Annotated in this window: 16 protein-coding genes; 6 read left to right on the top strand and 10 right to left on the bottom strand. The window is 67.0% G+C overall.

Annotated elements, in window-relative coordinates; genetic code table 11:
• Positions 1 to 10: 10 nt before the first annotated feature.
• The 4 genes from ACQY4K_RS00860 to ACQY4K_RS00845 all read left to right on the top strand — a co-directional run bounded on the left by ACQY4K_RS00860 (position 11) and on the right by ACQY4K_RS00845 (position 3,049).
• Complete coding sequence (locus ACQY4K_RS00860; protein ID WP_428392608.1) at positions 11 to 805, top strand: exodeoxyribonuclease III; 795 nt, start codon at positions 11 to 13, stop codon at positions 803 to 805.
• A gap of 7 nt (positions 806 to 812) precedes the next feature.
• Positions 813 to 1,607 (top strand): MOSC domain-containing protein, encoded by a 795-nt coding sequence (locus ACQY4K_RS00855; RefSeq protein WP_428392607.1) that lies wholly within the window; start codon positions 813 to 815, stop codon positions 1,605 to 1,607.
• A gap of 2 nt (positions 1,608 to 1,609) precedes the next feature.
• A complete protein-coding gene (locus ACQY4K_RS00850) occupies positions 1,610 to 2,662 on the top strand; it encodes an EamA family transporter (protein WP_428392605.1) in 1,053 nt (350 codons plus the stop codon).
• A 159-nt stretch (positions 2,663 to 2,821) separates the two neighbouring features.
• A complete protein-coding gene (locus ACQY4K_RS00845) occupies positions 2,822 to 3,049 on the top strand; it encodes a hypothetical protein (RefSeq protein WP_428392603.1) in 228 nt (75 codons plus the stop codon).
• Between the two features lie 59 nt (positions 3,050 to 3,108).
• On the opposite strand, the gene ACQY4K_RS00840 is transcribed toward ACQY4K_RS00845, so the two are convergent.
• From ACQY4K_RS00840 to ACQY4K_RS00805, 8 genes are all read right to left on the bottom strand, one after another.
• A complete protein-coding gene (locus tag ACQY4K_RS00840) occupies positions 3,109 to 3,300 on the bottom strand; it encodes a hypothetical protein (protein WP_428392601.1) in 192 nt (63 codons plus the stop codon).
• Positions 3,301 to 3,367: 67 nt separating this feature from the next.
• Positions 3,368 to 5,482, bottom strand: a complete 2,115-nt coding sequence (locus tag ACQY4K_RS00835) for a PAS domain S-box protein (protein WP_428392599.1) — start codon at positions 5,480 to 5,482, stop codon at positions 3,368 to 3,370.
• 61 nt (positions 5,483 to 5,543) lie between these two features.
• The gene (locus ACQY4K_RS00830) at positions 5,544 to 8,615 is read right to left on the bottom strand and encodes an efflux RND transporter permease subunit (protein WP_428392597.1); all 3,072 of its coding nucleotides are present in this window, start codon (positions 8,613 to 8,615) and stop codon (positions 5,544 to 5,546) included.
• 9 nt (positions 8,616 to 8,624) lie between these two features.
• Positions 8,625 to 9,683: an efflux RND transporter periplasmic adaptor subunit gene (locus ACQY4K_RS00825; protein WP_428392595.1), complete on the bottom strand. Its 1,059-nt coding sequence runs from the start codon at positions 9,681 to 9,683 to the stop codon at positions 8,625 to 8,627.
• Positions 9,684 to 9,701: 18 nt separating this feature from the next.
• On the bottom strand, positions 9,702 to 11,219 hold the full coding sequence (locus ACQY4K_RS00820) for an efflux transporter outer membrane subunit (protein ID WP_428392593.1): 1,518 nt from the start codon (positions 11,217 to 11,219) through the stop codon (positions 9,702 to 9,704).
• Between the two features lie 157 nt (positions 11,220 to 11,376).
• Positions 11,377 to 12,171 carry a DNA-methyltransferase gene (locus ACQY4K_RS00815; RefSeq protein WP_428396259.1) on the bottom strand — a complete coding sequence of 265 codons (795 nt, stop codon included), beginning with the start codon at positions 12,169 to 12,171 and terminating at the stop codon, positions 11,377 to 11,379.
• 194 nt (positions 12,172 to 12,365) lie between these two features.
• Complete coding sequence (mltA, locus tag ACQY4K_RS00810) at positions 12,366 to 13,508, bottom strand: murein transglycosylase A (RefSeq protein WP_428392591.1); 1,143 nt, start codon at positions 13,506 to 13,508, stop codon at positions 12,366 to 12,368.
• A 15-nt stretch (positions 13,509 to 13,523) separates the two neighbouring features.
• Positions 13,524 to 14,222, bottom strand: a complete 699-nt coding sequence (locus ACQY4K_RS00805; RefSeq protein WP_428392589.1) for a Tim44/TimA family putative adaptor protein — start codon at positions 14,220 to 14,222, stop codon at positions 13,524 to 13,526.
• Between the two features lie 137 nt (positions 14,223 to 14,359).
• Between ACQY4K_RS00805 and ACQY4K_RS00800 the strand changes: the two genes are divergently transcribed.
• Both ACQY4K_RS00800 and secB read left to right on the top strand, forming a co-directional pair.
• The gene (locus ACQY4K_RS00800) at positions 14,360 to 14,947 is read left to right on the top strand and encodes a histidine phosphatase family protein (protein WP_428392588.1); all 588 of its coding nucleotides are present in this window, start codon (positions 14,360 to 14,362) and stop codon (positions 14,945 to 14,947) included.
• 50 nt (positions 14,948 to 14,997) lie between these two features.
• Positions 14,998 to 15,525, top strand: a complete 528-nt coding sequence (gene secB / locus ACQY4K_RS00795; protein ID WP_428392586.1) for a protein-export chaperone SecB — start codon at positions 14,998 to 15,000, stop codon at positions 15,523 to 15,525.
• 17 nt (positions 15,526 to 15,542) lie between these two features.
• On the opposite strand, the gene hglS is transcribed toward secB, so the two are convergent.
• Positions 15,543 to 16,814, bottom strand: coding sequence for a 2-oxoadipate dioxygenase/decarboxylase HglS (gene hglS / locus ACQY4K_RS00790; protein ID WP_428392585.1), 1,272 nt, complete (start codon positions 16,812 to 16,814; stop codon positions 15,543 to 15,545).
• A 37-nt stretch (positions 16,815 to 16,851) separates the two neighbouring features.
• Positions 16,852 to 17,439, bottom strand: coding sequence for an NUDIX hydrolase (locus tag ACQY4K_RS00785; protein WP_428392584.1), 588 nt, complete (start codon positions 17,437 to 17,439; stop codon positions 16,852 to 16,854).
• Between the last annotated feature and the right edge of the window lie 65 nt (positions 17,440 to 17,504).

Below are 17,504 nucleotides of genomic sequence, written 5' to 3'. Positions count from 1 at the left end.
CAGGCCACGCATGCGCATCCTCACCTGGAACATCAATTCGCTGCGCCTGCGGCTGGCCTCCCTTGAGCGGTTGGTTGCGGAACTCGCCCCGGATATCGTTTGCCTGCAGGAGACCAAGGTCCCCGACGCGCTGTTCCCCGCGCAGGCCGCGGCAGCACTCAGCCTGCCGCATGTCGCGTATTGCGGAATGAAATCCTATAACGGTGTTGCGATCTTCTCGCGCCTGCCGTTGCGGACCTGCCCCGGCATGCCCGACTGGTGTGGCCGAGACGACCGCCGGCATCTCGCCGTTGTTTTCGCGGCGCCCTCCGGGCCGGTGACGCTGCATGATTTCTATGTGCCGGCGGGGGGCGACATCCCCGATCCCGATGTGAACGCGAAATACGCGCACAAGCTCGCCTTCGTCGAGGAGGCGACCCGGCACTTCGTGGACAACCCGCCGAGCCGCAGCATCCTGGTCGGGGATCTCAATATCGCGCCGCTCGAGCACGACGTCTGGAGCCACAAGCAACTGCTCGGGGTGGTCAGCCACACACCCCCCGAAGTCGAGCGGATGCAGGCCTGGCTGCACACCGGCTTCACCGACGCCATGCGGCACTTCGTGCCGGATCATGAGAAGCTCTACACATGGTGGTCTTATCGGAACCGCGACTGGCATGTCGCCAACCGCGGTCGGCGCCTTGATCACGTGTGGGTGACGCCCGATTTGGTGCCCCGACTGCGCCGGCTGACCATCCACAAGGCGGCGCGCGACTGGCCAGCGCCGTCGGATCATGTTCCGGTGATGATCGAGCTGGACATCTGAGGCATCGATGCATCTGAGCGGCCTGTTCATCTACCCGGTCAAAGGCCTGCGCGGGATCATGCTCGACGAAGCGGCGATGGAGTTTTGCGGCCTGCAGGACGACCGTCGCTGGATGCTGGTCGACGAGGATGGCCGCTTTCTCAGCCAGCGTCGGCTGCCGGCAATGGCCCGGCTCGATGCCCGGATCGACGCAGACGGCCTAACGCTCCGCCACGGCGAGGCGACCCTGCACGTTGCGCGTCCCAGCGCGGGCGGCCCGCGGTCGGATGTCTCGATCTGGCGCAGCCGACTGTCCGCCGCGCGCGCGGGCGCTGCCGCTGACGCTTGGCTGACGGCGCAACTCGGCAGGCCGTGCCGCCTGGTGGCACTGGACGACGCGCATGCCCGGTTGATCGAGCCGCCCTACGGGCATTCGGGCGAGCATGTCTCGTTTGCCGACGGCTTTCCCGTGCTGCTGACCAGCGAGGTCTCGCTGGCTGCTTTGAACGACGCACTGACGAAGGCGGTCGGCATGGACCGCTTTCGCCCCAACCTGGTGGTGAGCGGTGCCGCCGCCTGGGCGGAGAACGACTGGCGGGCCTTGCGCATCGGCGGCGTCGCGTTTCGCGGGCCGAAGCCCTGCACCCGCTGCGTGGTCCCCAGCATTGACCAGCTCTCGGGCGAAATCCCGGTCCCCGGCGAGCCGCTCGAAACCCTGGCGCGGCTCAACCCGCGTCCGGAGGGCGTCGTCTTCGGACGCAACCTGATCCCGCTCATGAGCGGTATGCTGCGCCGCGGCGACGTCGTCGAGATCCTTGGCTAGACATGGACCGGAGCGGCATCCTCCCTGCCCTGCTCGCCGCCCTGCTGTTTGGTGCCGCGACCCCGGCGGCCAAGCTGCTGCTCGACCGCACGGATCCCTGGACCCTGGCTGGGCTGCTCTATCTCGGCGCCGGGATCGGGCTGTGGTTGCTGCGGTTGTTTCGCCGGAACGGCACCGAGGCGCCGCTGCGCCGCGCCGAACTGCCCTGGCTCGGCCTGGTGATCGGCTTCGGCGGCGTGCTCGGCCCGGTGCTGCTGATGGCGGGCCTGGCACGCACCGATGCGGCCTCGGCGTCGCTGCTGCTCAATCTCGAAGGTTTGGCGACGATGGCGATCGCCTGGCTGGTTTTCCACGAGAACGTTGATCGACGGTTGCTGCTGGGTGCGTTCGCGATTCTCGCAGGCGCCGCGGTGCTCTCCTGGTCCGGGACCGGGGTCGCCCTGCTCCGGCCCGGCACGCTGCTGATCGCCGCTACCTGTCTCGCCTGGGGCATCGACAACAACCTGACGCAAAAGCTGTCCGGGTCCGACCCGATGCAGATCGCCATGCTCAAGGGGCTGGTCGCCGGCCTGGTCAATCTTGTACTGGCGTTCGGGCTACGTGGCGCCGTCCTGCCCCACGCCACCCTGGTGCTGGCGGCGGCGGCGATCGGCTTTGTCGGCTACGGGCTGAGTCTCGCGCTGTTCGTCGTGGCCCTGCGCCATCTCGGCACCGCACGCACAAGTGCGTATTTCTGCCTCGCTCCGTTCGCCGGCGGGGTGCTCGCGCTGGCCGCTGGTCAGGCGAGCCTCTCCACACCCCTGCTTGTCGCAGGCGTTCTGATGGCGCTCGGCGTATGGCTGCATGTCGCTGAACGCCACGAGCACGACCACACGCATGACGCTCTCACCCACGCCCATCGCCACCGCCACGACAGCCATCACCAGCATGAGCACCCGCCGGGCCTCTCACCCGATGAGCCGCATAGCCATGTCCACCGCCATGCCGCGATCCGGCACCGTCATGCGCACTATCCCGATCAGCATCATCGCCACAGCCACCCGGGCCAGCCATGACCGACCACCGAAGGAACGCCTTCGTCGAGGCGCATATGCGTTCAGCGCATCATGTTCCGTCCCGCGAGGGCGTACCCGCGTGACCGTGGGCACGCCGGAGGTCCGCTTCCGCACGCGACTGGGATGAGCCCAGCCCTTTTGCTTGGGCGACGCCGCCCCATGTTGACCGGCGAAGAGGAGTTCCTGATGGCCGGACACGACGAAAACGGAATGACGCCGCGCGGGGCGGAGGGTGCGCAGATCAAGCGCCGCATCACCGACGCCAAGAGTGATCGCAAGACCGAGCCGTTCGACCCCGGCGCCTCGATGCTCGGCACCGACAACGAAGCCGGCACGACCCCCGATCACGAGGGCATGGCCGAGGCCCGCAAGGCACCGAAACCCTGAGTTTCGGTCCAAGGCCGGTTTGAGCCCTGAAGAGGGCTGGCGAGCGGACCGAGTTGATCTTACCGGATCGAGAACGCCATTCCGACAGAGGCGGGCGCAGTCAGCGCGAAGCCGAACTGCGTATAGAGGTGGTCGACTGCGCCGTCAGCAAATAGGCTGACGTGCGCGCCGACAGGTGCTTCCGCCTTCAGATAGTCGACAATCCAACCGACGATCGCCTTGCCGAGGCTCCTACCCTGATGCGTCGGCATCGAGACCGCTCTTTTGGCGCCCAGCTCCGCCGATCACCCGGCGCATTGCCATCCACCAGCCGCGAGGTCAGCCCGCGGCGATCAGTTGCGCGATCCGTCCCTGCGTATCGGTGACGAGTGTCTCGATCTCCATGGTGGATCCGGACGACCGCTCGGCGAGCGCCTTGACCTCGGAGGCGACGACCGCGAAGCCGCGGCCGGCTTCTCCGGCGCGAGCCGCCTCGATCGTGGCGTTGAGGGCCAGCAGATTGGTCTGACCCGAGACGCCGGAGATCGTCTTGGCAATGCCGCTGATGCGTTCCAGTACGGTTTTCATCACATGCTCGCTCTCGCGCGTCGCCTGCCGACGTGCGGTCTCGTCGACGGCATAGACGACGGTGCGTCGCAGTTTGCCGTCTACGCTGGGCAGTGGCTGAATTGAGGCTGACAGATAGACGGCTTGCCCATCCGCGCGGGACATCTCGAGCATCCGGGTCCATGACTCGCCGGCCAGCAGCTTCTGCCGGTCTGCCTCGGTGAACAGACGATCGTAGCTGGTCGCGGGAAGCCGTGCCGCCTCGGCAAGATCACCGACTCCCAGGAGCCGCGTGGCGACGTCGTTTAGGCGCGTCAAGTGTCGCTCCTCGTTCCATTCCATTACCGCATTCGAGCGCTCAATCGCGGCCATGCGCGAGACTGATCCGAGGGCCATCAACTTGGTTCGGGTGATGTTCGTCTGCACCGAAATGAAGCGTTGCAGCACGCCATTCCCGTCGTGGACCGGATTGATCACCAGCGAGATCCAGTAAGGCTTGCCGGATTTGCTGTAATTGAGGATCTCGGCGTCGAGTGGCTCCTGCCGCGCAATATGGTCGCGAATTGTGGCGATTGTCGTCTGATCGGTATGCGCGCCCTGTAGCAGCTTGCCGGGCCGCTGGCCGATCGCCTCGGCCGCAGTGTATTCGGCGAGACGGCAGAAGCCGTCATTGACATATTCGATCACACCGTCCGGTCCGGTGATCACCACGCTGCTGTCGGTGCCGTCCGCGACCAGGGACAGCAGCGCGAACTTGGCGCGCTGCTCGACCTCGTCGGTGATGTCGGTGGCGAACTTGACGATCTTGAACGGCCTGCCGTCCATGTCAAGGATCGGATTATAGCTCGCCTGCAACCAGATCGGCTTCCCGTCCTTGCGAACGCGCCGGTATTCGGCCTGATGGAAGGTGCCGTGGCCCAGCTCGTCCCAGAAGCGCGCATAGGCTGGGCTTGCGCGTGTGACGGCATCGACCAGCATGCGGTGATGCTGGCCCTGCAGTTCCGAAAGCGAGTAACCGCTGGCGGCGAGGAAATTGTCGTTGGCGGTGATGATGGTAGCATCGAGGTGAAATTCGATGATGGCGAGCGACTTCCCGATCGCTGCGATCTGGCCTGCGTGATCCGCATGATGCAGTTTCGTTGCGGTCACGTCGCTGGCGAATTTCACGATCTTGAAAGGCCTGCCGCTCATGTCGAGGATCGGGTTGTAGCTTGCCCGGAGCCAGACCTCGCGACCGTTCTTGCCGAACCGCTTGAACTCGGCGGTCTTGAATGTGCCGGCGCGCAGATCGTCCCAGAACCGGGAGTACTCGATGCTGTTCTGGTCGGCTGGTGCGACGAACATGCGATGGTGGCGGCCGACGACCTCGTCGAGCGAATAGCCCATGGTCGTCAGGAAATTGCCGTTGGCGTTCAGGATCGTGCCGTCCAGCGCGAACTCGATGACGGCCTGCGACCTGCCGATTGCCGCGACCTGACCCGCGCGGTCGGCGCTCTGCAGCTTGGCCTGGCTGACGTCGGTTGCAAACTTGACGATCTTGTATGGCTTGCCGGTGGGTCCGAGGATTGGCGTATAGGTCGCCTGCAGCCAGATCTCGCGACCGCCCTTGCCGAACCGTTTGAACTCCGCTGTCCGTGCCTCGCCGGACTTCAGATCCTGCCAGAACTGCCGATAGGCCGGGCTGTCGCGGTCCTCGGGCGGCACGAACATGCTATGGTGGCGACCGCGTATTTCGGCCAGATCATAGCCGATGACGGACAGGAACCTCGGGTTGGCCCAGAGGATCGTGCCGTCCGGCTTGAACTCGATGACGGCCTGCGAATGTCGGATCGCCCGCAATGTCGCCGACGCGCCGCCCATGAGCATCGAGAAAAGACCGCTGCGCATTGCCGACCCGACTCTGACGTTTCACTCAATAAGGTTGTAAGACCCACAGGAGAAGAAACAGTTAACGGCCAACCGTCTCGAGCGCCGGCTCCGCAACATGATGCGTGGCGGCGATCAGCATGTAGACGGCCGGCAGCACGAACAGGGTGAACAGGGTGCCGATCGACAGGCCCGAGGCGATCACCAGCCCCATGATATAGCGCGAGGCAGCACCGGCGCCGGTGGCCAGCACCAGCGGCATCACGCCCAGCACCATCGCCGCGGTGGTCATCAGGATCGGCCGCAGACGCAGCGCGCAGGCGCGCTCGATCGCCTCCTGCTTGGAGAGGCCCAGCTTCTGCTGCTCGTTGGCGACTTCGACGATCAGGATGCCGTGCTTGCTGATCAGGCCCATCAGGGTCACCAGGCCGACCTCGGTGAACAGGTTGATGCTGGCCCCGCCGACGCCCAGCCAGACGAACAGCAGGGCGCCGGCGATCGACATCGGCACCGAGACCAGGATGATCAGCGGGTCGCGGAAGCTCTCGAACAAGGCGGCGAGTGCGAGGTAGGTGATCACCACCGCGAGCGCGAAGGTCGCCATGAAGCCGCCGCTCTCCTGTGCGTACTGGCGTAGCGGCCCGACCGTGTCGGTGCCGTAGCCGGATGGGAGCGTCTCGGCTGCCAGCTTTTGCAGAAAGGCGTAGGCCTGCGCCTGGCTGACACCGGGCGCGGGCACCGCGCTGATGGTGGTAGCGTCGAGCTGCTGGAAATGTGCAATTGACTCCTCGACGACATTGTGGCGGATGCGCGCCACCGCGGAGAGCGGCACCGAGACGCCGCCGATGGTGGTGATCGGATAGTTCAGCACCTGTGCTGCGTTAAGCCGGAAGCGGCGTTCGACCAGCGGCTCGACCTTGTAGGAGCGCGCACCACTCGAAAAGAAGCCAACATAGCCGCCGCCGAGCAGCGCGTTCAGCGCCGTGCCGACCTCGCTCATGTTGACGCCGAGGGTTGCGAGCTTGTCGCGGTCGACGACGATGGTGGCTTGCGGCTGGTCGATCTTGAGGTCCTTGTCGGCATAGACGAACAGACCGCTGGATCGGACGCGGGCGAGAAAATTGTCAGAGACGGTGTTGAGGTCGCGAACATTGCCGGTGCCCTCCAGCACGAAGCCGATCGGCAGGCCCCAGGAGGATCCCGGCAGATAGGGCGGCGTGTAGACCGCCATCTCGACGCCGGCGACGTGCGACAGCGCGTCTGCGACCTCGGTTTCGATGGTGAACACGCTGCGGTGGCGCTGGTCCCAGGGTTTCAGCGCGAGGCCGCCCTGCACCGAGGGGGGTCCGACGATGTGCCAGTAGTCCTTCTCCTCCGGCACCGAAGTGTAGATGCCGGTGATCTGGCGGTCATAGCGGGAGAGCTCGTCGAGCGTCGCGTTCGGAGCGCCCTGTCCGTTGGTCACCAGCAGCCCCTGATCCTCCGGCGGCGACAGCTCCGCCTTGGAGCCGTTGAACAGGAACCAGATGCTGACCAGCACCGCCAGACCGAAGACGAGCACCAGCGGCCGGGCGCGCAGCGAGAGCCGCAGCAGCGCCGAATAGCCGCGCTGCACCTGGCTGAGTGCTGCTTCGCTTACCTCCTGCAGCCGCTGCGACCGGCTTCGCGCGGCGCCGTGACGCCGCAATCGCAACAGCCGCGAGCACATCATCGGCGAGAGCGTCAGCGCCAGCAACGCCGAGACCGCGACCGCGCTGGCGAGCGTGAAGGCGAACTGGGTGAACAGCGCGCCGGTGATGCCGCCCTGCAGGCCGACCGGCACATAGGCCGAGATCAGCACCACGGTCATCGCCAGGATCGGCAGCGCCAGCTCGCGCGCCGCCTGTGTGGCCGCGGCGAGCGGAGACGCGCCGGCGGCGATCAGGCGGTTGACGTTCTCGACGACGATGATGGCGTCGTCGACCACCAGCCCGGTGGCCAGCACCAGGGCCAGTAGGGTGAGCAGGTTGATCGAGAAGCCGAGCACCGCCATGATCGCGAAGGTACCGATCAGCGACAGCGGGATCGTCACTAAGGGGATCAGCACCGAGCGCGGCGAGCCGAGAAAGGCGAACACCACCAAGGCCACGATCGCCAGCGCCTCGACGAGCGTCGATGCGACCTCGTGGATCGAGGTCTGGATGAAGCGTCCCGCATCGTAGACCACGACGATCCGCAGGGCTGGGGGCATCTGCGCCCGGATCTCCACGAGCTTGCGCTTCAGCGCTTGGGCCACGGTCAGCGCGTTTGCCGAGGGTGTTGGGTTGATCTGAATGAAAACACCTTCCCGACCGTTGCTCAGGACCTTGAAATTGTCGGGGTCGGCGCCGTAACCGACCCGCGCCACGTCGCCCAGTCGGATGATCCGGCCGGCGTTCTGGCGCACCACCAGCCGGCGGAACTGCGCCACCGTATGCAGACCGGAATTGAGGTTCAGGCTGACTGTGGTCGCCGCCCCCAGTGTCTGCCCGGCGCCGGAGACGAAGTTGTTGGCGGCGAGCGCGGTCTGCACATCGGTTGCGGTCAGCCCGAAGGCCGCGAGCCGGTCCGGGTCGAGCCAGGCGCGCAGCACCAGGTTGGGGCTGCCGTTTATTTGCACCCGCTGCACGCCGGGCACCGATTGCAGGCGCGGCGCGATCAGCCTCTGCGCGTAGTCCGCGACCTGCGCCGGCGCCATGCTGTCGCTGACCAGGTTGAGGTCGAGCACGTCGCCGGCAGCCGCCGACAGGCTGATCGCCGAGGGCTGCACGCCCTGCGGGAACTGCGCGGTTGCCGAAGTGACGTAGGACTGGATTTCGGCCAAAGCGCGTGCCGGATCGACGTTCAGCCGCAGATGCACGGTGATGTCGCTGTCGCTGGTCGAGCTGGTCGAGGACATGTAGTCGATGCCCTGCGCCTGCGCGATCGCACCCTCCAGTGGCGTGGTGATGAAGCCGGCAACGGTGGCCGGGTCGGCGCCGTAATCGTAGGTCTGGATCTCGACGGTGCCGCTGACCGTCTCGGGGAACTGCGAGACCGGCAGCGCCTGCTCGGCGCGTAGCCCGAACACCAGCACCAGGACGGAGACGACGCAGGACAGGATCGGCCGGCGGATGAACAGGTCGGTCAGACGCATGGCCGTCTCCTACTCGTTGGCGACGTTGGGGGCGGCGTTATCGGGCGGCTGGATGCTGTTGTTGACCTCCACCGGCATACCGCTACGCAGCTTGAGCTGGCCGGCGCTGACCACCTGCTCGCCGGCCTTGATACCGGAGAGGATCGCGACCTGGTCGCCGCGTACGGCGCCGGTCGCAACCACACGCGAATTGGCGATCAACTGGCCGCCCGCGCCGCGTTCCAGCACATAGACGAAATCGCCATAAGGATTGAAGCTGATCGCGGCCTGCGGCAGGGTCAGGCGCGGGATCGCGGCACCGGTATCGACGTCGACGACCGCGAACATGCCGGGCAGCAGCGCGTGGTCATGGTTGTCGAGCTCGGCCCGCACCGTGGCCATTCGGCTGGCGGCATCAAGGCGGCTGTTGATTGCACTCAGCCGTGCCTTGAACACGCGGTCCGGCCAGCCGTCGAGATGCGCCGAGATGGTTTGGCCGACATGCAGCCGGCCGAGCGCCTGCTGGGCGACGTTGAAGTCGACATAGATCGGATCGAGCGCCTGCAAGGTGACGATGGCGGTGCCGGCGGTGAGATACTGACCGAGATCGACCAGCCGGATGCCGAGCCGGCCGGCGAAGGGGGCGCGCACCGCCTTCTCCGCCATTACCGCACGCTGGGCCGCGACCTGGGCCTGCTCGGCGGCGAGATTGCTCTGGTCGGCGTCCAGGGTGGCGCGGCTGACCGCCTCGGCCGTGAACTGCTTGCGGTCGCGCGCGAGGTTGGCCGCCCCGAGCGAGGCCAGCGCCTGCAACTGAGCGAGCCGCGCATCGTCGTCGTTGGGGCGCAGCCGCAGCAACACCGTGCCGGCGGCGACGTCCTGGCCGGAGGCAAAGCTGATGGCCCCGACGATGCCGCTGACCTCGGCGGAGAGATCCGCACCTTGCACCGCGACCACCTGGCCGGTGGCACGCACCTGCGCCTGCCAGAGCTCGCGCTTGGCGATCACGGTGGAGACGCTGGGTGCCGGGGGTGCCGCGGCGAGCAGGACCACGCCCATCATCGGAAAGAGCAACAGTTTTATTTTCAAGACATTGGCTCCCATTATTCAGGGAAGTGGCGAGCTGAGCAGGCCGGGCGGCGGCGATGGCAGGTCGGCTCGGTGCCACCAGCCGCCGCCGAGTGCCTGGTAGAGGGCGACGGTGTCGGTATAGCGCGCCGCCCTTGCGCGCAGCAGCGACAGGATTGCGTTCTGTGTGCTCTGCTGGGCGATCAGCACGGTGAGATACGACACACCGCCGAGCTTGTATTGCAGGCTCGCCAGCGACAGGCTGCGCCGGGCCGCGTGCGCCTCGTCGCGGCTGGCGGCGAGGGCTGCCTCGTCGTTGCGGAGTGCGACAAGCACGTCGGCGACGTTCTGGAAGGCGCGCACCACGGTGTTGCGCCAGAGGGCGGCGGCATTGTCCATGGCCGCGCGCTGCGCCCGCTGAGCGTGCAGCAACTGGCCGGCGTCAAAGACCGGCTGCACCGCCTGGTTGATCAGCGACCACATGCCGTTTCCCGGCGAGAACAGCTGGTGAATGTCGGCGGCGTCGGAGCCCACGCTGGCGGTGAGCGTCACCTGCGGCAGTCGCGCTGCGATGTCGACGCCGAGGAGTGCGGTCTGCTGGTGCAGGACCGCCTCGGCGGCGCGAATGTCAGGCCGCTGGTCGAGCAGTGCTGCGGGCAGGCTCAGCGGCAGCGTGGCCGGCAGCCGCAAATCGTCGAGGCTCAGCGGGGGGATCACCACCTCGGACGGGGCACGTCCGAGATCGGCGGCGAGCGCGTCGCGGCTCTGCGCCAGCGCCGTGAGCAGCGGCACCAGCACGGTGCGCGCCGCCGCCACCTGCGCCTCTTGGGTCGCGACATCCGTGCCGGTGGCGCCGCCGAGCTGGAACTGCTGGCGCACGGTGTAGAGCTGTCTTTGCTCGAAGCCGATCAGCTCACGCTGCACGCGTATCTGATCGGCGAGCGAGGCAGCCTGGATGGTGTTGGTGGCGACCTCGGCGGTCAGAGCGAGGTCGGTCGCCTCCAGCTCGAACCCCTCGAATTCGGCCCGTGCCGACGCCTGCTCCACGGCGCGACGCAGGCCGCCCCAGATGTCGAAACTGTAGGAAAGGTTGAGCTGTGCGCCATATTCGCTGAACAGCAACGGCGGCGAGGCAAATCCCTCATAGGACAGCGGCAGCTGTTCGCGGGTGCGCGCGACGGCGCCGCTGACGGAGGGGAATAGCACGCCGCGCTGCTCCAGGCTCAGCTCGCGTGCCTGGCGCAACGTGGCCTGTGCCGCGGCAATGCTCGGGTTGTCGGCCAGCGCCACGATGACCAGGCGGGTGAGCACCGGCGAGCGGAACAGGCGCCACCAAGCCCCCGGGATGTCGCGGCCGATTGCGATTTGGCGTTTGCCGAGGGGTTCCGAGTCGTGCGCCACATAGCCGGGCGCCCCATAGCCGGGTACCGGTGCGATGCGTGGGCGGTGGAAGTCCGGGCCCACGGCACAGCCGGCCAGCAGCGAAACTCCGGACACCAGCCAGAGGATCCGCGGCCAGAGAAACCGAGGGCAGAGGCGATTGGGCAGCAAATTCATCTCGGGTCCGGCAGCGTTGTCAGGTGCTTGAGAGCAGCTTTCGTGCCAGCCCCGGTAAATCCCCATTCAGGTCAGGAAACGGACGACTGGCGTGGTGCTTGACGCCATACCCTGGCGTATCCCGCCAGAGCGTAAGGCCCGGAGCATGCAGCCCGGGTCAGGCGGCGCGTTCGACCCGGAACTGCGACAGCAGCCGGCTACGCGCGGCACTGACATAGGCGGAATCCAGCTCGATGCCGATGCCGCGCGCGCCCTCCTCCTCGGCCGCGACCAGGCTGGTGCCGCTGCCCATGAACGGGTCGAGCACCACCGGATTGCGCTTGCCATGCAACCGGATGCACATGCGCGGCAGCATGACCGGAAATGCCGCCGGGTGATCGAACTTCTGCGCCCGCGCTTGCACCGTGGAATAGGGGATGAACCAGGTGTCGCCGCGGCAGCGTAGATCCTGCTGATGGCCGCGGCGGGTGATGTTGGTCTTGTCCTTGTACGGCACGCCGACCGCCAGCCGCTTTAGTGGCACGCTGCCTGATTGCGTCAGGTGGAAAATATGCTCGTGGTTGCGGTGCAGATAGCGCTCCGAGCGGATTGGCTTGAAATGGCCGAGGCTGTCATCGCCCACCGAGATCGATTTCACCCAGGTGATATGGTTTTGCAGATGAAACAGCGAGCGCAGCCGCACCATCAATTCGAAAGGCAGCCATGGCCTGGAGCTCGAGCCGGTCATGTTGAGGAAGAACGAGGCATCCGGCCGCATCACCCGCTTGATCGCGCCTGCGCAATCGATCAGCCAGTCAAGATATTCGGTCTCGTCACGACGATCGTGATAGGTGCCATACTTCAACCCGAGATTGTAAGGGGGCGAGGTCACGACGACGTCGACGCTGGCTTCGGAGAGGGTCCCGAGGACGCGCATGCAATCGCCGCGATAGAGCAGATGCCGACCGACCATATGGCGCAGCGTACGCGGCGCAAGCCGCCTCGGCGGCTTGGTCAGCCGTACGAACGTGGGCAATGCGGGGGACGGGGCTTCGCGCGAATCGGGATGCGGCAGAAGGCTCGGTATCATCCAAACAGTATCGCCAACTCTGCGTTGTTCCGACCAGTGCCACACGGGGTCCGTCGAAAAAATGGTGCGAGTCGGCGTTACTGGTCGCTGGACTGGGCGCTGGCGGGGGTGGGCTTGTAGGGCGGCCTCGGCAGCAGAACCGCCAGGCTGCCGCCGGCGTGCATCGCTCCGGCCAGGCTTGCGGCCTCATCGCCCCAGCCGAAGAAGATGTCCGCGCGCGTCGGTCCGGTGATGTCCGTGCCAAGGTCTTGCGCCAGCATCAGCCGCTGCAGCCTACGCCCGTCCGGGATCGTGGTGTCGACCCAGACCGGGGCCGCGAGCGGCAGGAATTTCCGGTCGATCGCCAGCGATCGTAGCGGGTGCAGGGCAACACCCAGGGCGCCGATCGGTCCCTGATCGGGGAGCAGGTCGTTCTCGAGCCGGAAGAACACGTAGTCCGGGTTTTGTTCCATCATCGTCTGGGCCTGCGACGGATGGGCGGTGAGCCAAGCGCGGATGGACTGCATGCTGACCGCGTCCGCCGCGAGGTCGCCTTGCTGCACCAGCACGCGGCCGAGCGGCACGTAGGGCTGGTCGTTGCGGCCGGCATAGCTCAGCCGGATGATCTGTCCGCTACGCAATCGTACCCTACCCGAGCCCTGCAATTGCAGAAAGAAGAGGTCGACCGGGCTGGTCAGCCAGGCAATCGCGAGGCCGCGCCCGTGCAGGGCGCCTTGATCGATCTGCGCGCGTGTCTCTTGGCGGGCTCGCGGGTCCTTCGGAAGCCGGTAGACCGGCACTGTATGGGTCGCGTCGGGGAACAGGGAGCCCGGCACCTCGGGCTCGAAATAGCCGGTGAACCGGGCCGCCGGATTGCCACGGTCGCTGACCGAATAGGCTTGCAACCAGGCGGCGATGACCTTGCGGGCGGCCGCGTCATCTCCAGGTGGCACCCACTTTACCGCCGCGCAGAACGGCGCCCAATTGCCCACCTTGCCGCCGGCCGCTTGCGCGCTGCCGGCGCCGCCAAGCGCGGTGTCAGGCGTGAGCAGCGCCAGCCTGTGGCACTGGTGCAAAAATGCGGGAAGTAACTCTGCGACGCGATCGTCACGCCAGCCAGGGAGGTCGTCATAGGCAACCGGACGCAGCTGCGAGGCGGGACCTGAAGGAGGCTCGATGCTCGCGGCACAACCGGCCAGGGCCACGCACGCGGCGAGTGCGACGACCGCTGTGCGACGCATTCCTCTAGGTGCTGCTTACGCGCTGCGTGCGTTGGCGAGCCGCCAATTTGGCCCGGAGGCACTGCCGGACGCATTGAGCAGGCGCTCGAACGTCCACAGATCGGACAGCTCGGTGGTGGCATCCGCGCCTGACACCGGCAGGCCATCCCGCCCGAGCAATACGCTGATCTGATCGGAAACGAACCGCACGTCGATCGCGGCCAACCAGAGACCGCCTTGCTCGGAGAGATTGGCGTCGGTGATGGTCGCCTGGAGGATATTACGGATTTCCGCGCGCTGGGTCTCGCCCTGCGCTTCACGCGCGACGATCGCGGCGTCGAACGCATTATAGGCCGCATCCGTCAGATTGGCCTTCAGCGTCGTGCGGTCCCCCTCCGCGAAGGCCTGCACGATCTTGCGAAAGGCCGCCTCGGCACCGCGCAGGAAGGTCGCCCCATCAAAACCGCGATCACGTTCGCCGATCCGGGCCAGCTTGACGCCGGTGGGACCGGTCGGATCCGGCAACGGCCGATCATTCGGCGCCGGCCGCGGCTCCGCCCGACCCTCAATGACCGGACCCCTGCCCGCCCGCGCGGCCGGTGGCGATGGCGGCACCCCGCGCCGCTCGAGTCCGGTCTGCTTGCCCAGGATGCTGCGCAAGCGGAGGACGAGAAAGGCAGCGATCATCCCGAACAGGATGAGATCGACCGGAAGGTGGCCGGCGGTGAAATCCATTGCGGGGTCCAATCTCCTGAGTTGCTAGTCTGAACTTCAGATAGGGGCTGCCCGCCATCGAGACAACCGAGCGACGACCTGCCCCAGCACCCTTGTCCCGGCTTTACTCTTGCCGAGGCTTTACTCTTGCCCAGGCTTTGGCGCGGGTCTATCGGGCGGCGATGATCGTGCTGCGGCATTGCCAGAGCGAATTCAACCTGCAGTTCACCCGCACCAGGCGCGATCCGGGGATCGTCGATCCGGTGCTGACCGGGTTGGGCGAACGCCAGGCCGAGCAGGCGGCGGCAGCGCTCGAGGGCACGCCAATCACCCGCATCCTGGTCTCACCCTACACCCGCGCGTTGCAGACGGCCGTCCCGATCGCCCGCGCGCGCAGCCTGGTGCCGGTGGTGACGCCGCTGCTGCGCGAGCGGTATGCCTTCATCTGCGACATCGGCTCGCCGCGCAGCGTGCTGCAATCGCGCTGGCCGGAGCTCGGCTTTGCCGATCTCGACGAGGTCTGGTGGCCGGATGCGGCAAAGAACGGGGCGGAGACGGAAGGGGCGGTGATCGATCGGGCGGCCTTTTTCCGCGAAGCGATGGCGGCGATGGCCGACTGGCGGACCACCCTGGTGGTTTCGCACTGGGGCTTCCTGCTCGCCCTCTCCGGGATCAGTCTGGAGAACGGCACGTTCCGGCATGTCGACCCGACGGTGATCCCCGGGCCGATCGTCTGGCGGCATTGACCGGCGCGTGCTACCGGCGCGCCACCTGATACTTCACGGGAGAGCCCACGATGTCCGCAACCGCTCCAGCCGATGCCGCGACCGCGCCTCCGGCGCTGCCGCTGACGATGAACCTGCAATATACCAAGGATCTCTCCTTCGAGGTGCCCGCGGGTGCCGAGATCTTCGCGACCCTGCGGGCCAACCCGCAAATCTCCGTGAACATCGACGTGCAGGCAAACCGGCTGCAGAAAGACCAGATGGTGTTCGAGATCGTGCTGGCGATCAAGGCCGAGGCCACCGAGCCGACCACCGAGACCGGTGCCGTCGGCCGCGTGGTGTTCATTGCCGAACTCGCCTATGCCGCGGTGGTGACGCTGACCGATGCGCCGGAGACCATGGTCGAGCCGATCCTGCTGGTCGAGGTGCCGCGGCTGATCTTCCCGTATGCGCGCAACATCATCAGCGAAGTCACCCGAGACGGCGGCTTTCCTCCGGTAGTGCTGCAGCCGATCGACTTTGTCGGGCTTTGGCAGTCCAAGCGGGCGGCGGCGGTGAACAATGCCGCCCAGGTCTCCACCCAGACCGGCCACGCCTGATCACGGGGCTCCTTGAATTAGAGCGCGATCGAGGCCGCCGAGGCGTCGCTCTGCGCCGCATAAAGTGCGAACGGGTCGAGGACGGCGCAGCCCAGCGCGTCCTCGAAATCCGCCTGGCGTGACGACGGCGCCGGCAATGCGCTCTGCGCGTCGGCCAGGTTGGAGCGGAAGATGCCGGCGGCGCTGACCGGCAGGAAATCCTCGTAGAGGATCGGCTCGGCGCGGACCGAACCGGCGACGATGGCCTCCTCAAGGCTCTGCGCGCCAAGCGGGACGTCGGCCATGGCGCTGTAGCGGTAGTAGGCAAGCCGCTCCTGCCGCAAAACCTCATGGTCATCGGGGAAGGCAGCAAAGGCGTTTGGATCGGCCTGTGCCAGCAGCGCGTCGTAGCAAGCGCGGCCGGCTGGGGTCAGCGCCACGCCGCGCTGCTCGATCTCGCCGAAGCGCGCGACATGGCGGCCCTCGACATCGCCGAAGCGGACCGGCTCGGACAGCGCCTTGAAGCTGGTCTGGCGCAGCAGGATCGCGCAAGCCCGCGCCGGCGGTCCCTCGATCACCGCCTTCGGCGCGAGGCCGCGCTGCGCCATCGCCGCCTGTGCGGCGTCGATGTCGAGCACGCGCGGGGTCAGGTGATTGATATGCGGTCCCTTGAAGCAGACGATGTCGGCAACCAGCGGGTGCGCCGCGCGCAGCGCCTGGTAGGTCGCACGGTCGACCGTCGCCTCGGCATGCCAGCGGAAGCTGTCCAGCGCCGCGGCGACGAACGCCTCCGTCCGCGCATCGTCGAGGACGCCGTCCGTCTCGAAGCGCTCGATCAGCGCCAGCGCCTCCGGAGTGACGATCCGACGCTGGTTGAGCAGGCCTGTCGCGGTCTCGCGCAGGTCCCGATCCGCGATCAGGTCGAGCCGCAGCAGCGAGGTGAACAGCCGGAACGGGCTGCGGCGCAGCGAGCCGGGATCGGTCGCGCGGAATGCGGTGGAATGCACCGGCACCCCAGCCACCGAGAGATCGTAATAGCCCACCGGGACCATGCCGAGCACGGCGAACAGGCGCCGCATCAGACGCAACTCCGCGGCTGTGCCGAGCCTGATCGCGCCATGCCGTTCCTGGTCGAGCCGCTCGCGTTCGACCGCGGTATCGAGGGCATAGGCGTCCGCTTCGTGGCGGCGCAGCACGTCGCGGTTGATGTCGCGGACCAGGTCCAGCAGGGCGCCATATTGCGGCACCTCGCTGCGATACATCGCCGACATCGCGGCCGAGAACATCGCCCGCCCTTTATCCGCACGCATATGATCCGCCTGCATGACACCCTTTCAGCTTGCAGCCCTACGCCGCGCGCAACAGCCGCGCCAGACGCACCAGGATCGCCGCCGTGGCCCCCCAGATATCATGATCCGGGTGCGGCCAGGACCAGCTACCGCGTCGCATTCCGGCCTCGATCCGGCGCGGTGCCTGCGGGTCGAGCAGGACCTCCAGACCGAGCCCGAAGATCGCATCGACCTCGTTTGCGGCCGCGACCCAGCGCGCCTCGGCGTCCAGCAGCCCGACAAACGGCGTGATCAGGAAATTGCTGCTGTAGGTGCTCTGCTCCGGCAGCGATCCAAGCAAGCTGACATGGCGCGGCGCGACGCCGATCTCCTCGTGCGCCTCGCGCAGCGCGGTCGCGGCGAGGTCGCGGTCGGCGGGTTCGGGACGGCCGCCAGGGAAGCTGACCTGACCGGAGTGCGTCCGCAGCAGCGCCGAACGTCGCGTCAGCAGGACCATTGGCGCCGGCGCCAGGACCAGCGGGACCAGCACCGCCGCGGCCCGGCAGACACCGTCAGCGGTCGGCATGGATGGCGCCGACACCGGCCGCAGCCCGGCGAGGCAGCGTCGAAGCCAGGATTCGTCGAGTGCGCGTGGCGTTTGCGGCATTGCACCGAGTATTCCCGCAACCCGCGGGCACCGGAAGAGGCCTGGCTTGCGCGATTTCCGTCGCA

The organism is Lichenicoccus sp. (assembly GCF_965276875.1).
Taxonomy (GTDB): domain Bacteria; phylum Pseudomonadota; class Alphaproteobacteria; order Acetobacterales; family Acetobacteraceae; genus Lichenicoccus.
Note: the sequence above shows the minus strand (reverse complement) of the source record. Positions and strands in the feature narration are given on the sequence as shown.